At 62.3% G+C, this 24,049-nt stretch carries 18 protein-coding genes; 8 read left to right on the plus strand and 10 right to left on the minus strand.

All coding sequences use genetic code 11. The features are described 5' to 3' along the window. Window positions 1-140 precede the first annotated feature (140 nt). Both JFC13_RS07385 and JFC13_RS07390 read left to right on the plus strand, forming a co-directional pair. Window positions 141-4,145, plus strand: a complete 4,005-nt coding sequence (locus JFC13_RS07385; protein ID WP_198396427.1) for a non-ribosomal peptide synthetase — start codon at window positions 141-143, stop codon at window positions 4,143-4,145. Beyond that, window positions 4,138-5,436, plus strand: a complete 1,299-nt coding sequence (locus tag JFC13_RS07390) for a M1 family metallopeptidase (RefSeq protein ID WP_198396428.1) — start codon at window positions 4,138-4,140, stop codon at window positions 5,434-5,436. The genes JFC13_RS07385 and JFC13_RS07390 overlap by 8 nt, the downstream gene beginning before the upstream one ends. A 97-nt stretch (window positions 5,437-5,533) precedes the next feature. Here JFC13_RS07390 and JFC13_RS07395 read toward each other — a convergent pair whose 3' ends face one another. After that, entirely contained in the window at window positions 5,534-6,238 is a 705-nt protein-coding gene (locus JFC13_RS07395; protein WP_198396429.1) for a GNAT family N-acetyltransferase, read from the minus strand. After that, window positions 6,235-7,551, minus strand: coding sequence for an MATE family efflux transporter (locus tag JFC13_RS07400; protein WP_198396430.1), 1,317 nt, complete (start codon window positions 7,549-7,551; stop codon window positions 6,235-6,237). The genes JFC13_RS07395 and JFC13_RS07400 overlap by 4 nt, the downstream gene beginning before the upstream one ends. 334 nt (window positions 7,552-7,885) lie before the next feature. Between JFC13_RS07400 and JFC13_RS07405 the strand changes: the two genes are divergently transcribed. Then, a complete protein-coding gene (locus JFC13_RS07405; protein ID WP_232488293.1) occupies window positions 7,886-10,462 on the plus strand; it encodes an HNH endonuclease signature motif containing protein in 2,577 nt (858 codons plus the stop codon). A gap of 22 nt (window positions 10,463-10,484) precedes the next feature. Here the strand turns inward: JFC13_RS07405 and JFC13_RS07410 are convergent, their stop codons facing one another. Further along, on the minus strand, window positions 10,485-11,684 hold the full coding sequence (locus JFC13_RS07410; protein ID WP_198396431.1) for an acetyl-CoA C-acyltransferase: 1,200 nt from the start codon (window positions 11,682-11,684) through the stop codon (window positions 10,485-10,487). 75 nt (window positions 11,685-11,759) lie between these two features. Beyond that, a complete protein-coding gene (locus tag JFC13_RS07415) occupies window positions 11,760-12,503 on the minus strand; it encodes an SDR family oxidoreductase (protein WP_198396432.1) in 744 nt (247 codons plus the stop codon). A 400-nt stretch (window positions 12,504-12,903) separates the two neighbouring features. On the opposite strand from JFC13_RS07415, the gene JFC13_RS07420 reads away from it, so the two are divergent. The 5 genes from JFC13_RS07420 to JFC13_RS07440 all read left to right on the plus strand — a co-directional run bounded on the left by JFC13_RS07420 (window position 12,904) and on the right by JFC13_RS07440 (window position 17,698). Beyond that, entirely contained in the window at window positions 12,904-14,127 is a 1,224-nt protein-coding gene (locus JFC13_RS07420; protein WP_198396433.1) for an ABC transporter substrate-binding protein, read from the plus strand. 85 nt (window positions 14,128-14,212) lie between these two features. Continuing rightward, window positions 14,213-15,079, plus strand: a complete 867-nt coding sequence (locus JFC13_RS07425; RefSeq protein WP_198396434.1) for a branched-chain amino acid ABC transporter permease — start codon at window positions 14,213-14,215, stop codon at window positions 15,077-15,079. Next, the gene (locus tag JFC13_RS07430; protein WP_232488294.1) at window positions 15,076-16,224 is read left to right on the plus strand and encodes a branched-chain amino acid ABC transporter permease; all 1,149 of its coding nucleotides are present in this window, start codon (window positions 15,076-15,078) and stop codon (window positions 16,222-16,224) included. The genes JFC13_RS07425 and JFC13_RS07430 overlap by 4 nt, the downstream gene beginning before the upstream one ends. After that, on the plus strand, window positions 16,224-16,994 hold the full coding sequence (locus JFC13_RS07435) for an ABC transporter ATP-binding protein (RefSeq protein ID WP_232488295.1): 771 nt from the start codon (window positions 16,224-16,226) through the stop codon (window positions 16,992-16,994). The genes JFC13_RS07430 and JFC13_RS07435 overlap by 1 nt, the downstream gene beginning before the upstream one ends. Continuing rightward, window positions 16,994-17,698: an ABC transporter ATP-binding protein gene (locus JFC13_RS07440; protein ID WP_198396436.1), complete on the plus strand. Its 705-nt coding sequence runs from the start codon at window positions 16,994-16,996 to the stop codon at window positions 17,696-17,698. The genes JFC13_RS07435 and JFC13_RS07440 overlap by 1 nt, the downstream gene beginning before the upstream one ends. A 77-nt stretch (window positions 17,699-17,775) precedes the next feature. Here JFC13_RS07440 and JFC13_RS07445 read toward each other — a convergent pair whose 3' ends face one another. The 6 genes from JFC13_RS07445 to JFC13_RS07470 form a co-directional block, all read right to left on the minus strand. Beyond that, complete coding sequence (locus tag JFC13_RS07445; protein WP_198396437.1) at window positions 17,776-18,396, minus strand: L-threonylcarbamoyladenylate synthase; 621 nt, start codon at window positions 18,394-18,396, stop codon at window positions 17,776-17,778. Window positions 18,397-18,480: 84 nt separating this feature from the next. Next, window positions 18,481-19,833, minus strand: a complete 1,353-nt coding sequence (locus JFC13_RS07450) for an AI-2E family transporter (RefSeq protein WP_332839357.1) — start codon at window positions 19,831-19,833, stop codon at window positions 18,481-18,483. Continuing rightward, window positions 19,834-21,345: a ribosome biogenesis GTPase Der gene (gene der, locus JFC13_RS07455; protein ID WP_198396438.1), complete on the minus strand. Its 1,512-nt coding sequence runs from the start codon at window positions 21,343-21,345 to the stop codon at window positions 19,834-19,836. Then, complete coding sequence (cmk, locus tag JFC13_RS07460; RefSeq protein ID WP_198396439.1) at window positions 21,342-22,001, minus strand: (d)CMP kinase; 660 nt, start codon at window positions 21,999-22,001, stop codon at window positions 21,342-21,344. Before cmk ends, der begins: the two co-directional genes overlap by 4 nt. Beyond that, window positions 21,998-23,188, minus strand: coding sequence for a prephenate dehydrogenase (locus tag JFC13_RS07465; RefSeq protein WP_198396440.1), 1,191 nt, complete (start codon window positions 23,186-23,188; stop codon window positions 21,998-22,000). The genes cmk and JFC13_RS07465 overlap by 4 nt, the downstream gene beginning before the upstream one ends. Beyond that, entirely contained in the window at window positions 23,185-24,045 is an 861-nt protein-coding gene (locus JFC13_RS07470) for a pseudouridine synthase (RefSeq protein WP_232488296.1), read from the minus strand. The genes JFC13_RS07465 and JFC13_RS07470 overlap by 4 nt, the downstream gene beginning before the upstream one ends. Window positions 24,046-24,049 lie beyond the last annotated feature (4 nt).

Raw genomic sequence — 24,049 nt, forward strand, 5'->3', positions numbered from 1 at the left:
CACCATAGTGAAGAAGCTCACTGTCTGAGATGTCATCACCGCTCTGTTCACATTCGAGACACCTTGCCGATATATAGTCTTGGTCGGTGACTGGCGGCACGCACGCCGTCGTCCACCTTCAGCCCCGACCCGGAAGTCCTGTGACCATACATTCGGCTCAATTCCCCGCTGCTTCGCGACCACGCGAGGACCGCACACTCATCGACGTCCTCCTCGAGGTTGCAGGCGCACACGGTGATCAGCCCGCAATCGATGACGGGCGCGGCGTCCTCAGCTATTCCGAATTGATCCTCGAGATCCGTGATCTCGCTCTCGAATTGGCCGCTGTCGGCATCGGGCCGGGAGACAAGGTCGGCATCCGAGTGCCGTCGGGCTCCGCCGATCTCTACGTCTCCATCCTGGCCACGATGATGCTCGGCGCTGCATACGTTCCCGTCGACGTCGACGATCCCGATGAGCGTGCGCACACAGTCTTCACCGAGGCGGCTGTCACAGGCGTCATCACCGCCGACCGAGCGATCGAGTCGCGAACCGATCGGGGTCCGCTCGCACGTTCGCAGCTGCGTCGCCCGACCCCCGACGATGACTGCTGGGTCATCTTCACCTCCGGATCGACGGGCAAGCCGAAGGGCGTGGCAGTCTCCCACCGCAGTGCGGCCGCATTCGTCGACGCCGAGGCGGCGATGTTCTGTCAGGAGGAGCCGCTGGGGCCTGGAGATCGAGTGCTGGCCGGTCTGTCCGTAGCCTTCGACGCCAGCTGTGAGGAGATGTGGCTGGCCTGGCGACACGGCTCCTGTCTGGTCCCGGCACCCCGTGCCCTTGTGAAGTCCGGAATGGACCTGGGGCCGTGGCTGTCCTCACGTGGCATCACCGTCGTCTCGACCGTTCCCACCCTCGCAGCGCTGTGGCCCGCCGACAGTCTCGATGCCGTGCGTCTCCTCATCTTCGGCGGTGAGGCATGTCCGCCCGAACTCGGACGCAGGCTCAGCGATGAGAGCCGCGAAGTCTGGAACACCTATGGCCCCACCGAGGCGACCGTGGTGGCCTGCGGGGCACAACTCGATGGCTCCGAGCCTGTTCGGATCGGACTGCCCCTGGACGGCTGGTCCCTGGCCGTCGTCGATGCGGCAGGCATCCCGGTCGCTGACGGCCAGACCGGTGAGCTCATCATCGGCGGGATCGGTCTGGCCCGCTACCTGGACCCGGCCAAGGACGCCGAGAAGTACGCTCCGATGCCGACCCTCGGCTGGGACCGGGCCTACCGTTCGGGCGACCTCGTCATCAGCGACCCCGAGGGACTGATCTTCGTCGGCCGAGCCGATGAGCAGATCAAGCTCGCCGGCCGTCGCATCGAGCTCGGTGAGATCGACGCCGCTCTCCAGGCCCTGCCCGATGTCGAAGGTGCTGCGGCCGCAGTGAAGCAGACTCCGGCGGGCTCGGACATCCTCGTCGGCTACATCGCGTCGAGTACAGCGAAGCCCGAGGACCGCATCTCCGAATGGGAACAGGCGCTGCGAGCCGAGCTGCCTGCGGCTCTTGTGCCGCGGCTGACGCTCATCGACGAACTTCCGACGAAGACCTCCGGCAAGGTCGATCGCAACGCACTGCCGTGGCCGATGGGCGATGGCGCCGAGACCGAGGACAGCTCCGAGACCTTCGAGCCCGAGGTCGAGTGGATCGCCGAACAGTGGTCGGCAGTGCTCGGATCACGGCCGGGATCGGACAGCGACTTCTTCACCTCTGGCGGCGGCTCACTGGCAGCTGCGCAGATGGTCTCCCGACTGAGGACCCAGCATCCCAGCGTCACCGTCGGCGACATCTATGCCCACCCGCGCTTCGGCGCACTCGCGAACCTGTGCCGCGCCGACGACGGAGCCGCGGCGGGCGCCGGTCGCCCGAAGCGGACGATCACTCGGACGTCACGGGGGATGCAGGCCTTCCAGACTCTGCTCGCGGTACCGGTCCACATCCTCGGCGGGATCAGGTGGGTCGTCATTGCGATGGTGCTCGCGAATCTCGGCAGCAGCCTCGGCGCGGATCTCCCTGTCACCCCCTGGCCTGTGGTCATCACCCTATTCCTCGTCTTCGTCACCGCGTGGGGCCGTATGCTCATCTCCGCCGGTGCCGCGCGCGCACTCATGCTCGGTATTCGTCCGGGTGACTATCCGCGGTCGGGGTGGGTGCATAAGCGCCTGTGGCTGGCCGAGCACATCGCCGATCTCGCAGCGGCCGTCTCGGTAGCCAGCGCCCCCTGGGTGACCTGGTACGCCAAGCTCCTTGGCAACCGGATCGGCTCCGATGCCGATCTGCACTCGGCTCCCCCGGTGACCGGTTTGCTGACCGTGGGCGAGGGCGCCGCGATCGAGCCGGAGGTCGATCTCAAGGGATGGTGGGTCGACGGTGACCTGCTGCGCATCGGCACGATCGACGTGGGTGCCAACGTGACGGTCGGAGCTCGCTCCACACTGATGCCGGGCACCCGAATCGGTGAAGGCGCACTGGTCGAAGCCGGATCGGCTGTGACCGGCAAGGTGCGCCGGAACCAGATCTACTCCGGTTCCCCTGCTGTCCGGATCGGCAAGGCCAAGAAGAGCTGGCCCGCTCCACCGCCTCGCCGTCGGCTGCCCTTCCTCCTCTATGCTGTGGGCTCTCAGCTCAACGCGGCTCTGCCCTATCTGGCTGCCGTACCGGGCATTGCACTGATGATTGCGGTCTCAGGCATCGGCGTCGTCGAGTCTCCGTTGCTCGTTCTCGCCTGGTCCCCTCTCATCGCCTGCATCTGGTTCGTCTGCACGGCCCTGTTCATCCTCGTGTCGGTGCGGCTGCTGGCCATCGGAATGGAGGAGGGAGAGTTCCCGGTCCGTTCTGCTCACGGCTACCGTGTCTGGGCCACGGAGCGCCTCCTCGACTTGGCCCGTGATCTCCTCTTCCCTCTCTATGCCTCGATGCTCACCCCGTGGTGGCTGCGACTGCTCGGAGCGAAGGTGGGGCCGGGCACCGAGATCTCAACGGTGGTGTTCGTCCCCAAGATGACGACCATCGCCGCGGGTGCGTTCCTGGCCGATGACACCATGGTGGCCAGTTACGAACTCGGTCACGGGTGGATGCGAGCCGGCAAGGCGAAGGTCGGCAAGCGCGCCTTCCTCGGCAACTCGGGCATCGCTTCCCCTGGACGGCGAGTGCCCAAGAACGCACTGGTTGCCGTGCTGTCGGCGGCCCCGGCGAAGGCGAAGAAGGGCTCGTCGTGGCTCGGCTCTCCCCCTGTGCAGCTGCGCAGGGCAGCGGTCGATGCCGATGAGGCCCTGACCTATGCACCGAAGCTCGGCGTCAGATCGGCCCGGGCGTTCTTCGAGACCCTGCGGATCACCTCGGTGATGGTCGCCGGTGCACTCGTCGCCGCGGTCCTCCTCACAATCGAATTCCTCCTCGGACTGCCGGGGGCAGGGACGTCTGCAGCTGGTACGGGCGCGGCTGCCGAGACCGGTGGCACGGCTGGAGATGGCGGGGCTTTCCTGGCCTCTGTCGGGCTCGCCCTGCTGACCTCGGGCATCGTGATGATGGCCGCTGGGGCGGTGGCGGCGGGGCTCGCCATCGCGGCCAAGTGGATCTGCGCCGGTCCCATCAGAGCCGGCGAACATCCCCTGTGGTCATCGTTCATCTGGCGCAACGAGGTCGCGGACTGCTTCGTCGAGCTCATCGCCGCACCATGGTTCGCCCGGAATGCCGTGGGAACTCCCGCCATCGTGTGGTATCTGCGGGCCATGGGAGCGAAGATCGGCCACGGAGTGTGGTGCGAAAGCTACTGGCTGCCCGAAGCCGACCTGGTCAGCCTGGGCGACAACTCCACGATCAACCGCGGCTGTGTGGTCCAGACCCATCTCTTCCACGACAGGGTCATGAGCTTGGACACCGTCGATTTGGAGCAGGGATCGACCTTGGGGCCAAACAGCGTGATCCTGCCCGCCTCCAGCTTGGGCACGAATTCCACGGTCGGTGCGACCTCCCTGGTCATGCGCGGAGAGTTCGTGCCGGCCCACGCCTATTTCAGCGGCAATCCTGTCATACCCTGGGTGGATGCACCAGAACTTCCTGAGGGCGGATCCAGCGAGCCCGAAACAACGTCAAGGCGGCACCACGATGCTTGATCCCTATACCCCCAACGTCGGCAGCGCCGAGCTCGCCATCGATCACTACGATCTCGACCTCGACTACCGGATCGGGCCCAACCGCCTCTCCGCACAGGCGAGCCTGACAGGTCGTGTGCTGGAGGAGACGAAGACGATCCTCCTCGACCTCACAGGTCTGCGAGTCACGAAGGCCGCCGTCAACGGCAAGAAGGTTCGGTACTCCACGCGGGGCAAGAAGCTGCGCCTGACGACAGATCTCCTGCCGAAGAACCAGCCGGTGCGCATCGACGTCTCCTATGTCGGAAACCCGCAGCCCGCGATCGGGACCTGGGGTGACGTGGGTTGGGAGGAGCTCGAGGACGGTGTCCTCGTGGCCGGGCAGCCCGTCGGGGCCTCAACCTGGTTCCCCTGCAACGACCACCCCTCGGACAAGTCGAAGTACCGCATCCGTGTGCTCACGGAAAACGAATATACGGTCGTGTCCAACGGAGAACTCGTCGACAAGGTTCGCAAGGCCGGCCGCACGGCATGGACCTACGAGTCACAGACTCCCTTGGCAACCTATCTGGCCACGGTGCAGATCGGCCGCTACCGGCACACCCAGATCGACGCCGAGGATGGTGCTGAGCCTTCTCCTGTCTCCCTGGGCCTCTACGCCGGCGAGCATTGGACGGCTGCGTCCACTCGTCTGCAGATCCAGCACTCCATGATGAACGAGTTCATCGAACGATTTGGTCCCTACCCCTTCGACCGCTACGACGTGGTCGTGACCGACGACGAACTCGAGATCCCCCTTGAGTCACAGCCTCTGTCCGTGCTCGGCCCCAACCATCTTGGCGAGGAGTGGGAGGCCGAGCGACTCGTCGCCCATGAGATGGCCCATCAATGGTTCGGGAACTCGCTGACGCCTCGGCGCTGGTCAGACATCTGGCTCAATGAGGGCTTCGCCTGCTATTCGGAGTGGCTGTGGTCGGAGGCATCGGGCCGCAGCAGCGCGCACGAGTGTGCGCAGACCTGGCGGGAGGCCCTGGCCGACGAGCCGCAGGACTTCGTACTCAGCGACCCGGGCGGTCCCGATATGTTCGATGACCGTGTGTACAAGCGCGGTGCACTCTGCTTGCACGCGCTGAGACTCGAGATCGGCGATGAGGACTTCTTCGCTGCGATCTCCGAGTGGACGACGAAGCATCGTCATTCTTCGGTCGAGACCTCGGATTTCCTCGAGTGCATCTCCGGCGTCGTCGGCCGCGACCTCGCCGAGGTTGTCCGGCCGTGGCTGTTCGAAGAGGAGCTGCCCGAGCTGGCCTAGCCGGTTCGGTTGGCCGAGTTGGTTCGGTTGGCTGGGCTGGTTCGCCTGGCTGGGCTGGTTCGCCTGGCTCCTGATGTCATTGCTGACCTCGGCTCAGTCACTTGAGCTGGCGGACGAGAATATCGGCGTCTCCATTGCGCCCGACCGTGACGAACCCGCGGTCGTGGTAGAGACGAGCCGCGCCGTTTCCGTCCTCGACGGACAGACTGACGGCCGGGAAACCACTCATCTTCGCCAAAGTGCACGCCACGTCGAGGAGCATGCCGCCGATTCCCTGGGACTGATGATCGGGCAGAACAGCCAATGACAGCTCGGGGATGTCCCCGGCCACCCAGCCGTACCCGGTGAAGCGCGAACCCGCCTCGGAGGTGGTGTCGGTCGACTTTTCGATCACTGCATCGAACGCGGCCAGACGCAGCCATGCGAGACCGATGATCTCCGGTTCTGAATCCGCAGCACCGGTTTGTCCGTCGGCGGGGTGGTCTTCGCTGGTCTGCTCGTCGGTGGTCTGCTCGTCGGTGGTCTGCTCGTCGGTGACGTCTCCACCGTTCGGGTCCTTCGCATAGGCGGCCACCGCAATGTCACCCTCGCGCCCCCAGTCCTTGAAGTAGAAGGCCGCATCGTCACGCTCGAGGAGCTCGTCGACGTCGATCCTCGGCTTGTCCATAGACCAGTTGAAGCACAGATCGAGGAAAGGGAGGAATGCCTCGTCTGGGGTCTCTGCACCCAACGGACGGATCCGTGACCTGAGTTCGGTCCGGCGGGCCGCCTCGGCGGAATCCTGGTTCTGACGTTCGTTCATGAGGTTCCCTTCTCGACCGCACGAGCGATCCAACTGCGATTGCGCACCCGCCATCCCAACGTCAGCGCCCGGAGGCCGACGAAGCCGATGCAGAACGCGGCCCACAGGCCCAGAGCACCGGGCCAGTAGAGGACGATCGGAATCAGCAGGATCGCATATCCGCCCACAGCAACCAATTGTGCCAGAGCCAGATACCTGGCGTCCTCGGCACCCATGAGGACTCCGTCGAGGACGAATACATAGCCGGCGATGGGCATACTCAGGGCCAGCACGGGAAGGAGACTCGTCATCAGTGCGACGACTGCCGGGTCCGAAGAGAAGCCCCGCGGGATGATTCCAGCACCTGCTAAGAGGATGAGACCGACGATGACCCCGAAGACGATGCCCCACAGACACAGCCTGCGGTTGATCGCGGCCACCGCGTCGACGTTCCGTGCGCCCAGCTGCAGTCCGATCAGGGCCTGACCGGCAATCGCCAGTGAGTCGAGGGCAAGTGCGAGAGCGAAGAAGATGCTCTGTGCGACTTGGATCGCGGCGAGTTCGGTCGTTCCCATAGCAGTGGCGAGGAAGACGAGGATGATCAGAGCCGCGCGCAGGGATGCATTGCGCACCAGCAGCCAACCGGAGGTCTTCGCCGAGGAGAGCACCCCGGACCAGTCAGGCCGAAAAGAGGCGTGGAAGCGTCGTGCCGCCCTGATCGAGATCGCCACATAGACCGAACACATCCCGGCTTGCGCGATGACGGTGCCCAGCGCGGAGCCGGCAACTCCCATATCGAGGCCGTAGATGAAGAGCGCGTTCAACCCGATGTTGGCGATGCATCCGACCGCAGCCACGATAAGTGGTGTGCGCGTGTCCTGCAGTCCGCGCAGGAGTCCTGTGGCGGCGATGACGACGAGCATGAAGGGCAGGCCCCACCAGGAGATGGCGAGATAGGAGTAGGCGCCCTCGCCGATCTCGGCGCCGGGTTCGAAAGCAGCGATCACCGGCTTGAGCAGAGGCAGCCCGATCGCCAGCAGCAGCACCGAGGTGCACAGAGCAAGCCAGATACCGTCGAAGCCCGCGTTGATGGCACCAGAGCGGTCTCCGGCACCCATTCGCCTGGCGACCCGCGGGGTGGTGGCATAGGCGAGGAAGATCATCAGTCCGAGGACGGTCTGCAGAATCGTCGACGCGATCGCCAGCGATCCCAGTGCACCGGCGCCGAGGTGGCCGACCATGGCCGTGTCAGAGAGCAAGAAGATGGGTTCGGCGATCAGCGCTCCGAGGGCCGGAAGTGCCAAACGGAGAATGTCTTTGTCGATCGCTGCCACGTATCGAGTCTAACGAATCGGTGGCGCAGTCTCTCGCGACGGCGCGCAGACTCTCGGGCCAGTGGCAACCGTTCCAGCGTCGGTAGCGCAGCTTCTCGTGTCAGTGGCGAATGGGATCATATAACAACAAACAGGACTTTACTCCCGGTACTGGCTGAAGAAACTTCACAATCATATGAAAGTGACGTCCCGACGCGCTAGATCTATGCTTCTATCTTTCTATGTTCGTCTATTATTCGAATTTCTATGGCTTTACGTTCTATTATCAGTTATAATGAAACTAGGCGCCAAACTATCAGCAGACTCCACATCGCAGTGGAGAGGAGGCGACGCGATGAAGCACATGGACGACGACGGCTCTCACTACGGCGTGCACTCCGACGACTCCAGTGCATCAGCCTTCAGCGGCCGCAGCCTTGATATCGATGAAGATTCACCATTCAGCGACCTGTCGGCCGTCTACGCCTGCAGCGACCAGGCACAGTTTGCGGCACTGGAGGCAACCAGCAGCATCTTCGTCCGAGAGGTTGCGCATTACCTTAGCCTCGCGGGTCCCGACCTGACGATTCCATACGACTTCGCGCCGCTCGCGGAGACCGTCCGCCGACACACCAGCCGCAAACGCCCCCGCAGCCGTTCCGCGAAGAGCACGACGGCGAGCGCCAAATCGGACGACAGGGGTGACGCCGGCACCTCGGGTGACGCGGGCACGGCTGGCACTGCTGATACCGCTGGCGGGTCAAGCAGAAAGAAGGACCGTGGAGCGGGGCGAAGGGTGCGTCGTGAACGGAGGGAAGCCCAAGAACACCCCGAACCGCTTCCCGATTTCCCTGCATACAGACCCACGTCGACGTTCAACGGATGGACGCATCAATACGCTTGTGCTGAAGACATCAGCGAATACTCGGCACTGCTCGGCGCAACTACGTCCGGAGCCTATAAGCACATCACCTCTGCGATGACGTTGGTGCACGGGCTTCCGAAGTTCCACCAGCGTTGCGCCGACGGCGATTTCACCATTGAACATGTTGCCTTCGTGACGCGTCGTTGCCGGGACGTCGCATTCAGATACCTGCCGAGCATTGATGACTATTTAGCCGACAGGCGTGCGGATATCACAATCGAAACGTTCAAACGCTCTCTCGCACTGAAGATCGCGGCGACTCAACCAGCACAGGAGACCCTTGAGGAGGTCGCAGTTCGCCGCCGAGTCGATATCAGCACGGGTGATGACGGCACCGCCTACCTCACTCTCACCGGACCGGCCCCAGAGCTCACCGCCTGCTATAGAAGAGTCGAAGCATTCGCTCGCTCCGTCTACAAGGGAAACACCTCCGCATTCGGCGACCAGCTGAACCCTGGGGAGTCATTCGAAGACGATCGCGGCATCGATGCGCTCATGCTCGACATATTCACTCGAACTCGGCCGCAGCTGAAACTGCGGATCACCAGCAACAACACCACAACTGGCGAGACGACGAGTACCGACTTCCCGATCGACGGTCTGTTCGCAGGACCAGACGGTGTCCCCATGTCTCCCGAGGAATCTATGCTCGATTACATCGAGCGGACCTTCGGCCAGATGGACGACGAGGCTTCAGCACCGGCCGACGCCGGAAACGAAACTCAGGGGCAAACATCGTCCGACTGCTGGCTGAGCGACCCACGGTTCCTCGAAGCGCTGAAGAGCAGCCGACCAGCACCCGGTGCCCCTTTCTGGCCGACGGGGTTCGATCCTGATACAGAATTCGGTACTGATTCCTCGTCCGAACCTGACGGATCAAAGTGCAAAGTCGGCTACGAGGTTCTCCTCGACTTGCCGACCCACGAGTATTGGCTCTCCCACCAGGCGCGGACGACGATCACCGTTCCTATGCTCACACTCCTCAGCCAGTTCCTGGCTACCTCCGACGACGCAACGACTGCAGCAGAAACCACGGCCGCAGAAGGAACAGAGGCAGCCACGGCGACAGCGTCGACAATGTCCTCTTCGGTCGACACCGCTGGTGAGCAGCGGACCGATACAGATGTATGCGACCTGGCCGGAATGCTTCCAGACGGCTCTCCCCTTCCACCCGACATGGCGCGCCGGCTCGCCGGATATGCATCAACATGGACCAGGATCCTCACGGACCCAGCAACCGGCACGCCACTCGATGCAAAGGCAACCAGTTACACGATCCCCAACAGCATTCGACAGTCTCTCGCCGCCCAGTGGATGAACTGCACCATGCCAGGTTGCACTCGTCGTGCCGAGCTGACAGAGGTCGATCACATCATTCCCTTTGACCACGACAGTCCACAGAGCGGCGGCCACACTCGATTCGGCAATCTCCACAATCTGTGCAAGCTCCATCACCAAGCCAAGACAGACCGGAAGTTCTCAGTCAGAATGACAGAACCTGGGCGGATCGAATACATTTTCAGGCACGGAATCACCACCGAAGTCATGCCGCCCGACAATCCGATCAACGTCGAGCACGCGAGACTCTTCCTCAAATATTTCACCACACCCCCGCCCCAGACGACTGATCCACCACCGGCTACGTCTGCGACAGCTGCACCTCCAACAGCTGCGTCCTCGACGGGGCCTGCACCTCCGACAGCTGCGTCCTCGACGGGGCCTGCACCTCCGACGGGAGCCGCACGTCCGACGGAACCTGCCCCTGCGACGGAACCTGCCCCTGCTGACACAGAGAATCCGCCCAGGAAGAAGAACCGACGCAAGAAATCAGAGACGGCAGAAGAAAAGCCGTCGACCATGCAGTCACAAACTGCACAGCCGACGGCTGGTCCCGCCGAAGGACTTCAGTCCCCCGGCCGGGCCGAATACATCGACCCCTTCTCCCGCCTACCCGGCCAGAACGCGAAGCAGTGGTTCTGGGACTCGGGTGAACAGCCACCGTTCTGATGGCTCAGCGCGTTGTGTTGACTCAGCAGACCTCGAAGAGCCCCGCAGCACCCTGGCCGCCGCCGATGCACATCGTGACGACTACATACTTGACCCCGCGACGACGTCCCTCGATAAGAGCATGGCCGACAAGGCGACCACCGGTCATTCCGTATGGGTGACCGACTGAAATGCCTCCACCATCGACGTTGTACTTCTCGGGATCAATCCCCAACCGTTCACGGCAGTAGAGAGCCTGCACCGCAAATGCTTCGTTGAGCTCCCACAGTCCGATGTCATCGATTGACAGCCCCTGCGCCTTGAGCAGCTTCGGAATCGCGAAGACGGGTCCGATCCCCATTTCGTCGGGATCACAGCCGGCTACTGCCATACCTCGATAGATGCCCAGTGGTTCCAAGCCTCGCCGACTCGCCTCGTCGCCCGACATCAGCACTGAAGCAGAAGCGCCGTCGGAAAGCTGTGAGGCATTGCCCGCAGTGATGCTCGGAACCTTGGACGCATCGCCAGGCTTGAGCACGGGATTCAACCCTGCCAAACTCTCCAATGTCGTCGATGGGCGGTTCCCCTCGTCACGGTCAAGCGTCACCTGCTGGGTTGACGATTCCTTCGTCTCTTTGTCGACGACGATCTTCGTCGTCGGCAACGGTACGATCTCATCGTCGAACCGGCCGGCCTCCTGAGCGGCGGCAGTCCGCTGCTGCGAGGACAGCGAGTATTCGTCCTGCGCTTCACGACTGATGCCATACCGTTCGGCAACCACCTCGGCGGTGGCGAGCATCGGGTAGTAGATTCCGGGAACATTTTCGACCAGCCATGGGTCCTGCGCCCGGTACATGTTCATCTTGTCGTTCTGCACCAGCGACACCGACTCAACGCCGCCGCCGACTGCGATCTCCTGGCCGTCGAAGAGAATCTGCTTCGCTGCCGTCGCAATGCCCATCAGACCGGAGGAGCACTGACGATCGATCGTCATTCCGGGGACTGTTGTGGGGAGACCTGCTCGGAGTGCCGCTTGGCGCGCGACGTTGGTGGACTGGCTGCCCTGTTGGAGGGCCGCACCGAGGATGACGTCATCGACTTCGCCCCCTTCCAGGCCAGCCCGTGAGACAGCGTGAGAAATGGCGTGGCCAGCAAGTTCCTGGGCCTGAGTGTTATTGAACGCTCCTTTGTACGCCTTTCCGATCGGAGTTCTGGCGGTGGAGACGATAACTGCTTCGCGCATGACGTGCCTTTCTTCAGTGTGGTGCGCCGGACCTGAGTTCGCCGCGATGATCGTGGAACCAGAATTCGCTGCGGGTCAGTCCTTGGGCCCTCCGGCCACATAGATGACCTGCCCGGAGACGAACCCGGCGCCTTCGGAGGCGAGGAATGAGGCGGTGTGGGCAATGTCTTCGGGTTTTCCCGTGCGCGCCACCGGAATCTGGCCGACTCCCGCTGCGATGAAGTCCTCATAGTTCACGCCCATCCGCTCAGCGGTGGCTTTGGTCATATCTGTTTCGATAAGGCCGGGTGCGATCGCGTTTGCCGTGACCCCGAACTTGCCGAGTTCGATCGACCACGTCTTCGTCATCCCCTGGATCCCCGCCTTGGCAGCGGAGTAGTTCGTCTGCCCACGGTTGCCCTGCGCCGATGTCGACGACATCGACACGATGCGCCCGAACTTCGCTTCCACCATGTATGACTGAACGGCCTTGGTCATCAGAAATGCCCCGCCGAGGTGAACGGAGAGGACTTTTTGGAATTCCTCATGAGTCATCTTGAACAGCAGGTTGTCCCGGAGAATGCCGGCATTGTTGACGAGGACAGTCGGAGCACCGAGAGTCTCCGCGACAGTCTTCACAGCGGACTCCACGGAGGCTTCGTCAGAGACATCGGTGTCGACTCCCAGCCCCTTCATACCTGCGGATTCGACAGCCTTAACCGAATCCTCGGTGGGGCCCATGTCGAGGATCGCGACGTTCATTCCATCCGAGGCCAAGCGCTGGGCGATGGCGGCTCCGATGCCGCGGCCGCCACCAGTGACGATTGCTGTCCGAGTCATGACGATTTTCCTCCGAGATGATAGTTCGTAATTGATGACGAAGAGGGTGACTTGGATCTCACCTCTCGCAGTTTCCACCATAGACCACAAAAGTAACTGAACGATTGTTTGCTCAAACTTTGGACCGCGATTTTCACCCGACTCTGCCGAATGCCGACGTCAGTGCGAATCGGGTGCAAGCCAGGGACGAACACGTCAGGAACGAACCAGCCGCCCCACAAGAATTGAGGACAGATGTCAGGGATTTCGAAAATGCGATTGACATCACATTTGATGATGTATAGGTTCCATTCTAAGCCTCAATCGAATATTCGTTCAGATTGGCTTCGGGCTTCCGCTCAGGCATCCCGACAACCTTGAGGAGCGCTGTTGCTCCGTCTCACTTTTCAAAGGAGAAAAGATGACCTCAATCCCGCGAAGGGCGAGCCGTCCTGTGCTTGCGGCGGCCGTGATCAGCACATTCGCACTGACCCTCGGCGCCTGTGGTGGGGGCGGTGGAAGCGGTGACTCCGGTGGCGACGGCTCGGTCGTCATCGGCTATACCGGCCCCCTGAGCGGCGGCGGCGCGGCCTATGGAGAGAACGTCCAGACTGGCCTCCAGATGGCTGTCGATGACCTCAACAAGGATGGGCTCGAAGTCGACGGGAAGAAGGTCACCATCGAGCTCAAATCCCTTGATGACAAGTACGCGCCCTCCACCGCGGCCAGCAACGCTCAGCGACTGGCAGACCAGGACAAAGCGCCAGTCGTCGTCTCCCCCAACGCCGGCGCGATCAAAGCGATCCAGCAGATCAACAACGGCCGATCCAAGTTCATGATCTCCGCGTACACCTCGGATCCCGCCATCGTGCAGTCTGACAATCCGCTGACGATGATGATTCCGCCGAATTTCGAGTCCTACGCCAAGCCGTTCACCGAACAGGGAATGAAGAATGGTGGCAAGAAGCTCGCGCTGCTCGGTACACAGAGTGAATACGGTCAGCAGTGGACGAAGGCGATCACGGACGAGTGGAAGAAGGCGGACGGCAAGATCGGTGCAGACAACAGCATTGACTACGCCACCGTGTCTGACTTCGCAGGCCCTGTCTCGAAGGCCCTGTCCGAGAAGCCGGACAGCATCTTCGTCGGTGGCCCCTCACAGCCGACCGCGCTGATCATGGAAGAAGCGAAGAAGCAGGGCTTCAAGGGCAGCTTCCTCGTCATGGACCAGGCGAAGCTCGACGAGATGGCGACCGTGACGAAGCCCAAGAACCTGACGAATTCCGTCGGGGTGCTGCCTGTCAAGGAATACGATGATCCGGGCACGAAGGGCTTCCTGAAGAAGTTCGCGGAGGTTGCCGGTGAGAAGAAGGTGGCAACCAGCGAGACGGCACTGAACTATCAGAGCATCGCGATCATCGCCAAGGCGATGGAAGTCGCAGGGACCACCAGCGATCCCGAGAAGATCCGGGCGGCAGTACCGGATGCGCTGAGCAAGGTCGACGACAAGTACAAAGTCAACGGCTTCCCGACGAAAATCACTGATCAAGGGCATTTGATGAATCCCGATTTGGAGGTCACTTACCTGGACAAGGACGAGAAGTACACGAAGGTACCCGTCGAACAGGTTTCCGACGCCAAGTAGTCTCCACCGTCGGCGCTTCCCACAGCGGGGTATGAGCTTCATACCCCGCTGTCGCGCCGTCTGACGTCCTGTGAGGATTCGCTTCATGACACTTTTCACCCAACAGCTCTTCAACGGCGTTGCACTCGGCGGTGTGTACTGCCTTGCCGCAATCGGCCTGACACTGGTCTTCGGCGTCCTGCGCATTCCCAACCTCGCGCACGGTTCGCTGTACATGCTCGGCGCCTATGTCACGTACTTCTTTCTGACCACTGTCGGTGTGCCCTACGTGGCTGCCATCGGCATTGCGGCGCTCATCCTGTTCGTCCTCGGTGTGCTGCTCGAACGCTTGGTCTTCCACCCGCTGCGCAACTCACCGCACACTCATCACATGATTGCCGCCATCGGTGCTATGTTCTTCTTCCAGGCCGTCGCGCAGGCGATCTGGGGTGCTGATTTCCGGCGGATGGAGACACCGATCTCCGGGAGCGTGCACATTCTGGGCGCAGAGATCTCCGCCCAGCGCATCGTGATCATCGTGACTGCGGTCGTTGTGCTCTCCCTGCTGACTTGGTTCATCAAACGGTCCATTCACGGCCAGACGATCGAGGCAATCGAACAGGATCGCACCGGAGCCGCTCTGGTCGGGATCAACCCCGCGATGGTCTCGATGCTCACCTTGGGCCTATCGGCACTGCTGGTGACAATCGCCGCCGGTCTCGTGTCTCCCATCAACCTCCTCTCCCCCACCATGGGTGATTCGCTCAACCTCAAGGTGTTCGCGATCATCATCCTCGGCGGGCTTGGTTCACTGCCGGGCGCCATCGTCGGCAGCTTCGCACTCGCCATCGCCGAGACGATGACATCGACGTACATCTCCTCGGCCGTCGGAGAGGCCGTGGCCTTCATCGTTCTGGTGGCGGTCCTGGCGATCAAACCCACGGGCCTGTTCGCAAAGGCGGTGCAGCGATGAGTGCACTGAAGAATCCTCGAATCATCGGAACCTTGGCCGTGTTGCTCATCATTGCCCTGACACCAGTGGCATTCGGCGATGAGAATTACATCATGCGAGTGATCACCGTCGGCCTGTGTTCGGCGATCGCGGTCTACGGGATGAACATCATCCTCGGCTTCACAGGCCAGCTGTCTCTGGCCCAAGGCGGCTTCTTCGGCATCGGAGCATACGCAGTCGGCTTGCTGACAACCGATTTCGATTGGTCGTTCTGGCAGGCTTTCCTCGTCGGAGTGGTCGGCACTTCTGCCATCGGGTACCTGTCCGGACTGATCGCACTGCGCACGAAGGACGAGTACTTCGCCATCTTCACGATGGCCATCGGCTTCATCATCTACCTGACCATCAGCCGGTGGGAGGCGGTGACTCACGCCCATTCCGGCGTCAACAATGTGAAGTTCCCCGAGGCAGGAGACATCGTGGACTTCAGCAATCCGACAGCGATGTTCTACCTCGTCTTCATCATTCTGCTGATCTGCGTCTACATCACCTACGCGATTCGACGCTCCAGCGTTGGACGCACGCTGCTGACGATTCGAACCAGCGAGGACCTTGCCGATGCGATCGGCGTCAATGTGGGGCTGAGCAAGCAGCTCGCGTTCGCCGCCTCGGCGTTCTTCGGCGGGATCGGCGGCGGCCTCTACGCCTCTGTGGTCGGTTTCATAGGCCCCGATGCGGCGACCGTGGACAAGACCTTCGAGTTCCTGATGTTCATCCTGGTCGGAGGAATGGGCACGGTCGCGGGGCCACTGGTGGGCACCATGATTGTGACCTTCCTGTTCGAACTCTTCCAGGACTTCCAGGCCTACCGTTTCATCGTTCTCGGACCCATCATCATTGCTCTTGTGATCTTCGCACCTCGCGGAATCGTGGGGTATCTGGGAGGGTTCATCGACAAACGAGCTCGGAAGCGACGAATCGGTTCCGCCCACAAGGATGGGGCTGCCCGGTCGCAGGGCACCGCACAGGCAGGCGGCACGGCCACGAAGGACGACTCTGTTCGGGCCGACAAGTCTGCCAACTCAGACGGCTCCACTCGTGCCGGGGCTGCTGAACGCAGGGAAACGACTGCCGACACCATCACCACCGACGATGAGGAGAAGTGATGCTGCTCGAAATTCGAGGGCTCGGAAAGCGCTTCGGCGGCCTCGATGCCGTGAAGAACGTCGATCTCGATGTGCAGGAAGGACAGATCACCGCTGTGATCGGCCCGAACGGTGCCGGCAAGTCAACGCTGTTCAATCTCATCCACGGGTTCTATCGCCCCACCGCCGGAACCGTGTCCTTCAACGGTCGGGATATCACACAGTCGTCTCCGCACAACTCGGTCAACGGGGGTATTGCGCGAACCTTCCAGACGACGCACCTCTTCGACGATTCCACGCTGTTGGAGAACGTGTTGGCCGGTCGCATCGTGCGTTCGAAGTCCAATGTGTTCGACGCGATCTTCCACACTCCGCGGCATCGACGTGAATCCGCACTCAACCACGACAAGGCACTCGAGGCACTCGATTTCTGCGGTGTCGCCGAGTTCCGACACGATCTTGCGTCAAATGTGCCGCAAGAAGTGCAGAAGCGCACGGCTGTGGCCATGGCGTTGGCGACCGAACCGGAGCTGATACTCCTCGATGAGCCGGCTGGAGGCATTCCCGAGGAGGAGACGACGGACTTCGGCAACCTCATCCGTTCCCTGCCCAGTCGCGGGGTCTCGGTGCTGTTGGTCGAACACAAGATGTCGATGATCATGGACCTGGCGGACACGATCCTCGTCCTCGATCACGGCCAGAAGCTGGCGATCGGCTCCCCAGCGGAGATCCAGAGCAATCCAGACGTGATTCGTGCCTACCTGGGATCGACCAAGGATGAGGAGAACTGATGCTTTCTCTGGAGAACATAAGCGTCGGCTATGACGCGACTGATGTGCTGCACGGGGTGAGCATCACCGCCCGGCCCGGTGAGCTGACCGTGATCCTTGGGGCGAACGGGTCTGGAAAGACCACCCTGTTCAAAACCATCAGCGGACTTCTGCGTACTCGCTCGGGAACGATCGAATACGACGGGCAGACGATCCAACGAACGCGCCCCAACAGCATCGTCAAGCGCGGCATCGCACATTGCCCCGAGGGGCGGCATCTGTTCGGAAAGATGTCAGTGGAGAAGAATCTTCGGCTGGGCACGTACCCGCACAGGGACCGCACCCGCACCGAGGAGATCCTTGACGAAGTGCTCGAGCTGTTTCCCATCCTGAAGGAGAAGTCGGCCCAGCCGGCAGGTTCGCTGTCAGGCGGGCAGCAGCAGATGGTGGCGATCGGTCGCGCACTGATGTCGGATCCCAGTCTGCTGATCTTGGACGAGCCGTCTATGGGGTTGGCACCCCTCGTTGTCGAACAGGTGCTCGAGTCGATTGCCCAGATCAACAGGAACGGGATCGGGGTGCTGCTCAGTGAGCAGAATGCGAAGGCTTCATTGGCGATCGCTCACCGCGGTTATGTGCTGGCAGAAGGACGCGTCGTGCTCGCCGACGATGCCGACAAGCTGCTCGACAATCCCCAGGTGCAAGCAGCCTACCTGGGGCTGTGAGCTGGGGCTGTCAGCTGGGGCTGTCAGCTGGGGCTGTGAGCTGGGGCTGTGAGCGAGCTCGTTCGAACCGCTGACGCTCATTCGAAGCGTGAAACGTCTCCGGCCCCGACGCGTGCGACCTCCGGCACCCGACCGGTGAAGTCGATGACGGAGGTGGGAACTGTTCCCGGCACTCCCGATTCGATGACCACATCCACATCGTGGCCGATCTGATCGACGACATCGTCGGCCTGGGTCAGCGGGTCCTCTGCGCCAGGCAGCAGCAACGTCGATGACAGAATGGGTTCGCCCATTGCCTCAACAAGTGCCAGAGCTGTCACATTCTCCGGGATCCGCGCACCGACCGAGTGCTTCTTGGCGTGCATCATACGACGTGGGACTTCCTTCGTCGCCTTCATGATGAACGTGTAGGGTCCCGGGGTCATCGACTTGATGACCCTGAAATCAGAGTTGTCGACGATGACGAACTGTCCCAACTGCGCGAAGTCGCGGCACATCAGAGTGAAGTGATGTTTCGAGTCCAACTGTCGGATGCGGGTGATCCGTTCGATCCCGGCCTTGTTGTCCAAGGCACAGCCCAGCGCATAGCACGAGTCTGTGGGGTAGGCGATCAGTCCGCCGTCCCGCAGAGTCTGCACGGCCTTGTCGATCATTCGGTTCTGTGGATTCTCAGGATGAATATTCAGTAGTGTCGCCATACTTCATGCTAACCATTCACAGCGCACGAGGCGAGGGGCCAGGCGCAATCGCTCGGACAATTCTTTGCCCGTCGCCCCTCAGGGTCAGTTCGTCGGGGACTCGTCTGCCCGCGTCACAGGTGACTTGCCCGAGGTCGACACGGGAGCTTGTTCATCAGGTGACTCAGGAGTCTCGCCTTCTACCGCCGTCCCAGGGACGTCGTCCCCCGACGTCCCAGAGGCAGCTTCCCCGGAGGTCGCCGAGGTGGTGCTGTGCTCTGATCGGCCCGAAGGCGCAGTCGGAGAGTCCTCCTCAGCAGTCCCGAGAGGCGACACCGGTGGTTCCTCCGTCGACGAATTCGCAGTCCCCGGGTCGGAGGCGATGAGGATGTTCACCCATTTCGCCTTCGGGTCCGCGTCGACGAGCAGCGCCTTCAACAGCAGTGTCGCAGGCAGCGCGAGCAGTGCGCCGAGCCATCCGAACACCCACACCCAGAACAGCAGCGACAGGAAGGACACCAACGGTGTGACTCCGACCGACTCTCCTGTGAACTTCGGTTGGATGATCGATTGGATGACGAAGTTGAGCACGCTGTAGGCGATGACGACCCACAGGCCCGCCTGCCACCCGCCGTCGACGAGCGCGAGCAGCGCGGGAGGAATGAGACCGATGACGAAACCGATGTTCGGAATGTAGTTCGTCAGGAATGCCAGCACACCCCAGACCCAGATCAGCGGCACATCGATGATTGCCAAGGCGATGACGTCGAGGAGAGCGACGATGAGGCCGAAGACCGTCGCCACGATCCAATAGCGTCGGACTCCGCTGGCGAAGCCGCCCAGCGAAGCCGACAGCGAGGGTTTGACGTCAAGCAGCATCCGCATGCGCCGGTCGAAGCCCATGGAGTCCATGGCCACGAAGAACACTGCCATCACCACAGTGGTGAGCAGGCCCGCAACAAGCGAGACATTGGTCAGCAGCGGATAGACGGCATCGATGAGGGATCTGACGTTGAACTGTTTGAACTGCTCTTCGAGCACCGAGGAGGTGACACCGATGTCGGACAGGAAGGCCAAGGCGCTCTGATAGGTCGCCACGAGCCGTTCGCCGTAGCTGGGGATGAGGAGCACGAGTTCGGCGACGGACCATGCCGTCAGCCCGAAGAACCCGAAGATCATCACAAGTACGAGGATCACCGAGACGCAGGCACCGATTGCCCGTGGGACCTTCAGCCTGGTCAGATACTTCTGCAGCGGATAGACGACGATGTAGAAGTTCAGCGCCAGGAACACCGGAGCGGCGATGTCCTGCAGTCCTCTGAAGAACATCAGAGTATACGCGAGACCGGCAAGAGTCAGCGCAACTACCAGCACCCTGGCTGGCTGACTCGTATGCCAAGGACGATGCTCCCGAGTCAGCCCCTGCGGCTGCTCGCGGACCTGACCGTCATCGCTCACTCAGCGCCCTTTCCGCTTCTCCCTGATCCGCATCGACACCTCGATGGGGGTTCCCTTGAACCCGAACGTCTCACGCAGACGCCTGATGATGAAACGACGATACCCCGGATCGAGGAAGCCGGAGGTGAAGAGCACGAATTTCGGCGGGCGAGACTGTGCCTGGGTTCCGAACAGGATCCTCGGCTGCTTGCCTCCGCGCACCGGGTGGGGGTTCGCTGCGACCAGTTCCCCGAGAAATGCGTTGAGTCGTCCGGTCGGGATGCGCGTGTCCCACCCCTCCAGAGCCGCTTCCATCGCTGGGACCAACTTGTCGGCGTGGCGTCCCGTCTTCGCCGAGATGTTCACTCGCGGCGCCCAGGCCACATGTGCCAGGTCCCGTTCGATCTCACGTTCGAGGTAGTAGCGACGTTCGTCGTCGAGCAGATCCCACTTGTTGAACGCCAGCACCACGGCACGACCCGCCTCGGCGGCCGTCGTGACGATGCGGACGTCCTGTTCACTCAGCGGTTCCTGGACCTCGAGGAGGACCAGTGCCAGCTCAGCGCGTTCCAGAGCGGTCTGGGTGCGCAGCGCCGCATAGAAGTCAGCACCGCTGGCCTGATGTGCTCGACGGCGGATGCCAGCGGTGTCAACGAAACGCCACTGCTTGTCACCGAGCTCGATGAGTTCGTCGACCGGGTCCCGGGTGGTGCCGGCGACATTGTCCACGAGCACACGGTCGGAGCCGATGAGCTGGTTGAGCAGGGAGGACTTTCCGACATTCGGTCGACCCACCAGAGCAATCCGGCGCGGTCCGCCCTCTTCGATGCGGGTTTCGACGGCGGAGACCTCGGGCAGGATGGTCAGCACTTCGTCGAGGAGGTCAGCGACCCCGCGACCGTGGAGTCCGGACACCGTCCATGGCTGTCCCAGGCCCAGGCCCCAGAGCTCGGCGGCCATGAGCTCGCCGCGTTCGTCATCGACCTTGTTCGCTGCCAGGATGACGGGCTTCTTCTTCCTCCGCAGCATCTTCACGACCAGTTCATCGGTCGCGGTCGGGCCGGTCGTCGCATCCACGACGAGGACCACTGCATCGGCCATGTCGACTGCGACCTCGGACTGGATCGCGATGCGAGAGGCCATGCCCTTGGAATCGGAGTCCCAGCCGCCGGTGTCGACGAGGGTGAATTCCTTCGTGTTCCATTCCGCCCGGTAGCTCACCCGGTCACGGGTGACTCCGGGGACGTCTTCGACCACGGCTTCGCGGCGGCCGAGGATCCTGTTGACCAGGGTCGATTTGCCCACGTTGGGGCGACCGACGACGGCCAGGACGGGATCAGCCCCGCGGGACTCTTCGTCTTCGAACTCGAAGCCGTAGGCGTCGAGCAGTGCCCGGTCTTCGTCTTCGAGGTCGTAGCTGGAGAGACCGGCCTCGAGAGCAGTCGCCCTCTTCTCGGCCTCCTCGTCGCTGATGTTCTCGAGACGCTCGGCAAGATGCTCGTCCGGGTTCTCGTGGAATTCTGATTCAGTCATTGTGAGTCCTTCACCAGTTTCAGCACCGTCTCGACCACCTGGTCGAAATCGATGTCACTGGTATCGAGTGTGTAGACGCCTTCGGAGGCCTCTAGGAAGCTTGTTGTCGCTGAGTCCTTGGCGTCACGGCCTGTGACCTGGGATTGGGTGGCGGCGACAGCCTCGGCGTCGGCATTTCCGTGGAGCTCCTTGGCCCGGCGGGCCACGCGCACCTCGTCACGAGCGGTCATGAGGATGCGGACCGGGGCATCCGGAGCCACGACGGTCGTGATGTCACGCCCCTCGACGACGATTCCCTCGGGCGCTGCGGCGATGATGGTCCGCTGCATGTCGATGAGCTCTTCGCGGGCGTCGACGACGGCAGACACAGTCTGCACGTTCTCCGATACCTCGGGTTCACGGATCTCCTCGCTGACATCAATTCCGTCGACGGAGACGAAGAACTCGTCCGGATCGGTGGAGATCTCCAGGTCGACCCCGCGCACCTGTTCGAGGACGTCGACCGGGTCGCTCACACCCCGGTTCAGGCACAGCCAGGCCATCGCACGGTACATGGCACCCGTGTCGAGGTAGCTGTAGCCCAATCGGCGGGCCGTTTCCTTCGCGGTGCTCGACTTGCCGACCCCGCTTGGTCCGTCAATGGCGACGACGCTCATGCAATTCCCTCTTTCTCGATGGCGGATTCAGGAATCTGCCATCCCTTCGACAACAAACCGATTTCAAGTTCCTGCTGGGTGGCAGGTACCACCGAGACATCGACGATTCCGAGCTTCTGGTCCGGTGCGTGGTCCATCCGGAAGTCCTCGACGTTGATGTTCAGGTCACCGATGTCCTTGAACAGTGTGGCCAGGGTCCCCGGGGTGTCTGGAATCAGGATCGTGACTACAGCATATTTGGTCGGAGCCTGTCCGTGCTTGCCCGGGATCCGATCGTGACCTTCGTTGCCCAAGGCAATGGCCTTGGCCAGCGCACCGGTCGCGCCCGGGCCCATCTCCAAGGCGGTGATGACCTCGTCGAGCTCCGTCCGCAGATCCAACAGCACGGAGCGGACCTCCTCGGAGTTTCCAGCCAGGATCTGCGTCCACAGACGCGGGTCGGAGGCGGCGATCCGAGTCACGTCTCGCAGTCCCTGACCTGCCAGTGCGACTTCCTCCAGCGGCGCATGCCGGAGCTGGGAGGCGACGAGAGAGGCGACGACCTGCGGCACGTGGGAGACCTTCGCGACCGCAGCATCGTGGATGCGCGGATCGAGGTGGATGACGGAGGCGCCGGTGGCCTCCGCCATGGCCACGACCTCGCCGAGGCGGTTGGGCGGTGTATTCTCGTCCGAGCAGATCACCCATGGTCGAGCTGTGAACAGGTCCGACCGGGCAGCGATCGCTCCCGACTTCTCCCGGCCTGCCATCGGGTGGCACCCGATGTAGCGGTCGAGTTCGACTTGTTCGACCAGATCACGCACCGATTCGAGCAGGCTGGTCTTGACGCTTGCGACGTCAGTGACCGTCGCGTTCGGGTATGTTTCCAGAGCCGCTGCGATGGTCTGGGCCGCAACATCGGGTGGGGTGGCGATGACGACGATCTGTGGATCTCCGCCACTATCGCCATCACTGCCACTGCCGCCATTGCTGTCGTCGCTGTCGTCGCTGTCATTGCCGCCGTTGCTGTCGTCGCTGGCATTGCCGCCGTTGCTGCCATCGGCGACGATCGTCCCTGCACCCAGATCGGCGGCCAGCTGCTGCGCAGTCGGTGAGGTGTCCTCGAGGCTGACCTGGTACTTCTGTGCGCTCAGCGCCAGTCCGAGGCTTGCACCCAGCAGACCCGTGCCGATGATGTGGATTCTCACAACCCGACGGCCTCGAAGAGCTCGCCGATCTCGTCTGAGCGCAGCGGGCGGATCTTGCCCTGCTTCTGTTCGTCCAAAGTGATCGGACCGAACTTGATCCGCACCAGACGCTCGACCGGGTTGCCGACCTCCTTGAGCAGTCGCCGCACGATCCGGTTGCGCCCCGAATGCAGAGTCAGTTCGACCACTGACTTGCCAGGCGTCGAGTCCACGAGTTTGAACCCATCGACCTTGACGAAGCCGTCGTCGAGGTCGATGCCGGCCTTGAGGCGGGAGCTGACGTCCTTGGCCAGCTGTCCCTTGACCTGAGCAAGGTAGGTCTTGGGAATCTCGTAGCGCGGGTGAGCCAGTCGGTTGCTCAGCTCTCCGTCATTGGTCAGAAGGATGAGACCTTCCGTCTCCGTGTCGAGGCGTCCGACGTGGAAGAGTCGTTCGACGTGGTTGTTGACGTAGTCCGCCAAGCAGGGACGACCGTCAGGATCGCTCATCGTCGACACGACACCTGCGGGCTTATTCAGCACCAGGTAGACCTTCGCGGTCTGTGTCGAAATTCTCATTGTGTCCACGTACACGGACTGGGTCTCGGGGTCGATTCGGGTGCCCAGCTCGGTCACCATGGCACCATCGACTTCGACCCGACCGTCGAGGATCAGCTGCTCACATGCACGACGGGAGCCCAGGCCCGCCTCGGCGAGGATCTTCTGGAGTCTCACACCCCCGCTGACATGGGCATCCGACTTCTGGCCCGTGCCTGACTGCGAACGCTGGGACCCCTTCGAAGAGGTGCTGGATCGCTGTTTTCGGGTCGGACGATTGTTGCGCCCGCCTGGCGCTCGGGGATCACGGTATGGACTCATAAAC

The organism is Brevibacterium antiquum (assembly GCF_016107655.1).
Lineage (GTDB): Bacteria > Actinomycetota > Actinomycetes > Actinomycetales > Brevibacteriaceae > Brevibacterium > Brevibacterium antiquum.

What these genes read in the sequence shown, in the direction of transcription:
- JFC13_RS07390 (WP_198396428.1), top strand. Translation starts at nt 4,138, where the DNA reads ATGCTTGATCCCTATACCCCCAACGTCGGCAGCGCCGAGCTCGCCATC.
- JFC13_RS07395 (WP_198396429.1), bottom strand. Translation starts at nt 6,238, where the DNA reads ATGAACGAACGTCAGAACCAGGATTCCGCCGAGGCGGCCCGCCGGACC.
- JFC13_RS07405 (WP_232488293.1), top strand. Translation starts at nt 7,886, where the DNA reads ATGAAGCACATGGACGACGACGGCTCTCACTACGGCGTGCACTCCGAC.
- JFC13_RS07410 (WP_198396431.1), bottom strand. Translation starts at nt 11,684, where the DNA reads ATGCGCGAAGCAGTTATCGTCTCCACCGCCAGAACTCCGATCGGAAAG.
- JFC13_RS07415 (WP_198396432.1), bottom strand. Translation starts at nt 12,503, where the DNA reads ATGACTCGGACAGCAATCGTCACTGGTGGCGGCCGCGGCATCGGAGCC.
- JFC13_RS07420 (WP_198396433.1), top strand. Translation starts at nt 12,904, where the DNA reads ATGACCTCAATCCCGCGAAGGGCGAGCCGTCCTGTGCTTGCGGCGGCC.
- JFC13_RS07425 (WP_198396434.1), top strand. Translation starts at nt 14,213, where the DNA reads ATGACACTTTTCACCCAACAGCTCTTCAACGGCGTTGCACTCGGCGGT.
- JFC13_RS07430 (WP_232488294.1), top strand. Translation starts at nt 15,076, where the DNA reads ATGAGTGCACTGAAGAATCCTCGAATCATCGGAACCTTGGCCGTGTTG.
- JFC13_RS07435 (WP_232488295.1), top strand. Translation starts at nt 16,224, where the DNA reads ATGCTGCTCGAAATTCGAGGGCTCGGAAAGCGCTTCGGCGGCCTCGAT.
- JFC13_RS07440 (WP_198396436.1), top strand. Translation starts at nt 16,994, where the DNA reads ATGCTTTCTCTGGAGAACATAAGCGTCGGCTATGACGCGACTGATGTG.
- JFC13_RS07445 (WP_198396437.1), bottom strand. Translation starts at nt 18,396, where the DNA reads ATGGCGACACTACTGAATATTCATCCTGAGAATCCACAGAACCGAATG.
- der (WP_198396438.1), bottom strand. Translation starts at nt 21,345, where the DNA reads ATGACTGAATCAGAATTCCACGAGAACCCGGACGAGCATCTTGCCGAG.
- cmk (WP_198396439.1), bottom strand. Translation starts at nt 22,001, where the DNA reads ATGAGCGTCGTCGCCATTGACGGACCAAGCGGGGTCGGCAAGTCGAGC.
- JFC13_RS07470 (WP_232488296.1), bottom strand. Translation starts at nt 24,045, where the DNA reads ATGAGTCCATACCGTGATCCCCGAGCGCCAGGCGGGCGCAACAATCGT.